Origin of the sequence: Dietzia maris (assembly GCF_014144855.1) — a bacterium.
Classification (GTDB): Bacteria; Actinomycetota; Actinomycetes; order Mycobacteriales; family Mycobacteriaceae; genus Dietzia; species Dietzia kunjamensis.
This window is the reverse complement of the sequence record NZ_JAALDN010000309.1, coordinates 1-3838: the sequence shown is the minus strand read 5'-3', so window position 1 is coordinate 3838 and position 3838 is coordinate 1. Positions and strand designations below refer to the sequence as shown.

Sequence of the window (3838 nt, the reverse complement as noted above, 5' to 3'; positions counted from 1 at the left end):
CGGCCGGGCCCGAGGGTCCGTGCCGTGACCAGGCCGAGGAGGACGACGACGACGAGGGAGGCCCCGTACGCGAGGACCCACGCCAACGCCGACAGCGCCGCCCGGCCCCGGACCGGTGTGGTCCAAAGGCCGGGCGGCGCCGGCGGCGGGGTCACCTGAGGTGCTCGGCCACGCGGAACGGCGCGTCGGTGGCGGCCTCGATCTGTTCGAGGGTCACCCCGTCGACGAGCTCGATCAGGGTCAGGCCGTCGGCGTCGCGGTCGAACACGCCCAGTTCGGTGATGATCCGGTTGACGCAGCCCAACCCGGTCAGCGGCAGAGAGATCTCGGAGACGATCTTGGAGGACCCGTCCTTGGCGACCTGGTCCATGACCACGACGATCCGGCGGGCGCCCACCACGAGGTCCATGGCCCCGCCCATGCCCTTGACCATCGCTCCCGGCACCATCCAGTTGGCGATGTCGCCCGCGGGGTTGACCTCCATGGCGCCCAGAATGGCCACGTCGATCTTGCCCGAGCGGATCATGCCGAAGCTCATCGCCGAGTCGAAGATCGCCGACCCCGGGAGGGTCGTGACGGTCTCCTTGCCGGCGTTGATGAGGTCCGGGTCGACGTCGTCGGGGTGCGGGTACGGGCCGATTCCCAGCAGCCCGTTCTCGGACTGCAGGGTGACGTTGACGCCCTCGGGGACGTAGTTGGGGACCAGGGTCGGCAGGCCGATCCCGAGGTTGACGTACTGGCCGTCCTCCAGCTCCAGGGCCGCGCGGGCGGCCATGGCCTTGCGGTCGCGTCCGATCCTGCTCATCAGCGCTGTCCTTCCGAGGGCGGGTTGGTGGTGGTCTTCTCGATCCACTTGGTCTGGGCGACCTGCTCCGGGGTCAGTTCCACCAGGCGGTGGACGAAGATGCCCGGGAGGTGGATGTCGTCGGGGGCGAGCTCTCCGACCTCGACGATCTTCTCGGCCTCGACGATGCACACCCGGCCGGCCATCGCCGCGAGCGGCGAGAAGTTGCGGGCCGTGAGGTTGAAGCGGAGATTGCCGTTGCGGTCGGCCACGGCGGCGCGTACCAGCGAGTAGTCGGCCTCGATGGCCTGCTCCAGCACGTAGGTCTCGCCGCGGATCTCGCGGGTCTCCTTGGGCGGGGAGGCCACCGCGATCCCGCCGGCCGAGTCGTACTTCCACGGCATGCCGCCGTCGGCGACGAACGTGCCGACGCCGGTGCGGGTGAAGAACGCCCCGATCCCCGAGCCGCCGGCACGCATCCGCTCGGCGAGGGTGCCCTGCGGGGTGAGCTCCACCTCGAGCTCACCGGACAGGTACTGGCGGGCGAACTCCTTGTTCTCCCCGACGTAGGAGGAGACGATGCGCCGGAGTTTGCCGCTCTCCAGCAGGATGCCGAGGCCCTTGCCGTCGACGCCGGCGTTGTTGGAGAACACCTCGAAGTCCCCGACGTCGCGGGCGGCGAGGGCCTCGATGACGATCTGCGGGATCCCGCTCAGGCCGAATCCGCCGGCGGCGATGGACGCCCCGTCGGGGATGTCCGCGACGGCCTCGGCCGCGGTCATGATCTTGCTGGACATACACGCACTCCTTGGGTGTGGGGGCGGTCAGGCGATGCCGAGGATCTCGATCGCGCGCTTGCGCATGTCGACCTTGCGGACCTTGCCGGTGACGGTCATGGGGAACTCGTCGACCACGTGGACGTACTTCGGGATCTTGTGGCGGGCGAGCTTGCCGGTGGCGAACTCGCGGACCTCCTCGGCCGTGAGATCGTCGCGTCCCGGCTTGAGCCGGACCCAGGCCATGAGCTCCTCGCCGTACTTGGGGTCGGGCACGCCGATCACCTGGGCGTCGAGGATGCCCGGGTGGGTGTAGAGGAACTCCTCGACCTCCCGCGGGTAGATGTTCTCGCCACCGCGGATGACCATGTCCTTGATGCGGCCGGTGATGCGGACGTAACCGGCGTCGTCCATCTCCCCGATGTCGCCGGTGTGCATCCAGCCCTCGGGGTCGATCGCCTCGGCGGTCTTGTCCGGCTGGTCCCAGTAGCCCAGCATGACGCTGTAGCCCTTCGTGCAGAACTCGCCGGCCTCGCCGCGCGGCAGGGTGGCACCGGTCGACGGGTCGACGATCTTGATCTCGAGGTGCGGCCCGACCCGGCCGACCGTGGACACGCGCCGGTCCAGCGAATCGTCCCGACGGGTCTGGGTGGACACCGGCGAGGTCTCCGTCATGCCGTAGCAGATGGAGACCTCCTCCATGTTCATCCTGTCGATCACCTGACGCATGGTGGATTCGGGGCACGGCGAGCCGGCCATGATCCCGGTGCGCAGCGTGGACAGGTCGTAGGAGTCGAAATCCTCCAGCGCGAGCTCGGCGATGAACATCGTGGGCACGCCGTAGAGACTCGTGCACTTCTCCTGCTCCACCGCGCGCAGCGAGGCCGCGGGGTCGAACGCGGGCGCGGGGATGACCATGGCCGATCCGTGGCTGGTGCACGCGAGGTTGCCCATCACCATGCCGAAGCAGTGGTAGAAGGGCACCGGGATGCACACCCGGTCGACCTCCGTGTAGTTGACGAGCTCGCCGACGAAGTACCCGTTGTTGAGGATGTTCGAGTGCGAGAGCGTGGCGCCCTTGGGGAAGCCCGTGGTGCCGGAGGTGTACTGGATGTTGATCGGGTCGCCCGGCTGCAGTGCGGCGCGGATCGACGCCAGTTCCTCGGCGTGGGTGGGGCCCGAGACCAGCGACTCCCACTCCTCGTCGCCGAAGATCACGACCAGTTCGAGGTCGGGGCAGTTCGGCTGGACCTGCGCGAGCATCCCGGTGTAATCGGAATCCTTGAACTGGGGAGCGGCGACGACGGCCTTGATCCCCGCCTGCTTGAGCACGTACTCCAGTTCGTGGACCCGGTAGGACGGGTTGATGTTGACCAGCACCGCGCCGATCTCGGCGGTGGCGTACTGGACCATCACCCACTCCCACCGGTTGGGCGACCAGATCCCTACCCGGTCGCCCGCACGGATGCCGAGGCGGTGCAGTCCGGAGGCGAGGCGGCGGACGTCGGCGAGAAACTCGGCGTAGGTCCACCGCCGGTCGGCCTGCACGTCGACGAGCGCGTCGCGGTCGCCGAACCTCTCGACGGTCGCCGCGAGGTTCTCGGGGATCGTCTGGGTGAGCAGGGGGACGTCGGTCTCCCCGCGCGTGTGGGACCCGGCGGGGTCGAGGGGTGTGGAATCGAGATCGGTGGTGGTCATCTCGGTACTCCTTGGGGGTGGGGCCGGACGGCCCGCGACAGGGGGGCGCGACACGGGGATTGCGGTATCAGGTGGCGGCGGCCGCGGCGCGACGCATCGTCGCCTCGGCCTGACGGAAGACGGGACCGTCGACCATGCGACCGTCCAGCCGGAACACGCCCTGGTTGTGTTCCGCGGCGGCGAGGACCTTCCGGGCCCAGGCCACCTCGTCGTCGTCGGGGGCGTAGGCCTCGCGGACCACCGCCACCTGGGACGGGTGGATACACGCGGTGGCCACGAACCCCAGCGCGACGGCGTCGAGCGCCTCGGCGCGCTGACCGGAGGAGTCGGCGATGTCCAGGTGCACGGAGTCGACCGCCCACCGACCGAACGCGGCCGCGGCGAGCGCGACCCGCGCACGGGCGTGACGGGGTACGTCGCGGTACTCCCCCGCCTCGCGGGGGCCACCGGCCTCGGCGGAGGAGAACCGGCTGGTCGATCCGCCCATCGCGGCCAGGAGGTCCTCGGCGCCCCACATCATCCCGGCGCACCCGGGCGCGGCGGCGATCTCCTCCGCGCGGACGACGCCGAGCGGGGTCTC

At 70.0% G+C, this 3838-nt stretch carries 4 protein-coding genes; all 4 read right to left on the bottom strand.

Going from position 1 to position 3838, the window contains the following annotated elements:
* Positions 1-151: 151 nt before the first annotated feature.
* A complete protein-coding gene (locus G6024_RS10595; protein ID WP_069389900.1) occupies positions 152-805 on the bottom strand; it encodes a 3-oxoacid CoA-transferase subunit B in 654 nt (217 codons plus the stop codon).
* The gene (locus G6024_RS10590; protein ID WP_067713235.1) at positions 805-1581 is read right to left on the bottom strand and encodes a CoA transferase subunit A; all 777 of its coding nucleotides are present in this window, start codon (positions 1579-1581) and stop codon (positions 805-807) included. The genes G6024_RS10595 and G6024_RS10590 overlap by 1 nt, the downstream gene beginning before the upstream one ends.
* Before the next feature lie 27 nt (positions 1582-1608).
* The gene (locus G6024_RS10585; protein WP_069389901.1) at positions 1609-3258 is read right to left on the bottom strand and encodes an AMP-binding protein; all 1650 of its coding nucleotides are present in this window, start codon (positions 3256-3258) and stop codon (positions 1609-1611) included.
* A gap of 67 nt (positions 3259-3325) precedes the next feature.
* Positions 3326-3838 (bottom strand): aldolase/citrate lyase family protein (locus G6024_RS10580; RefSeq protein ID WP_182640361.1); only part of this gene is annotated, 513 nt, incomplete at its 5' end.

Coding starts and splice junctions, on each gene's coding strand:
- G6024_RS10590 (WP_067713235.1), bottom strand. CDS start 1,581: ATGTCCAGCAAGATCATGACCGCGGCCGAGGCCGTCGCGGACATCCCC.
- G6024_RS10595 (WP_069389900.1), bottom strand. CDS start 805: ATGAGCAGGATCGGACGCGACCGCAAGGCCATGGCCGCCCGCGCGGCC.
- G6024_RS10585 (WP_069389901.1), bottom strand. CDS start 3,258: ATGACCACCACCGATCTCGATTCCACACCCCTCGACCCCGCCGGGTCC.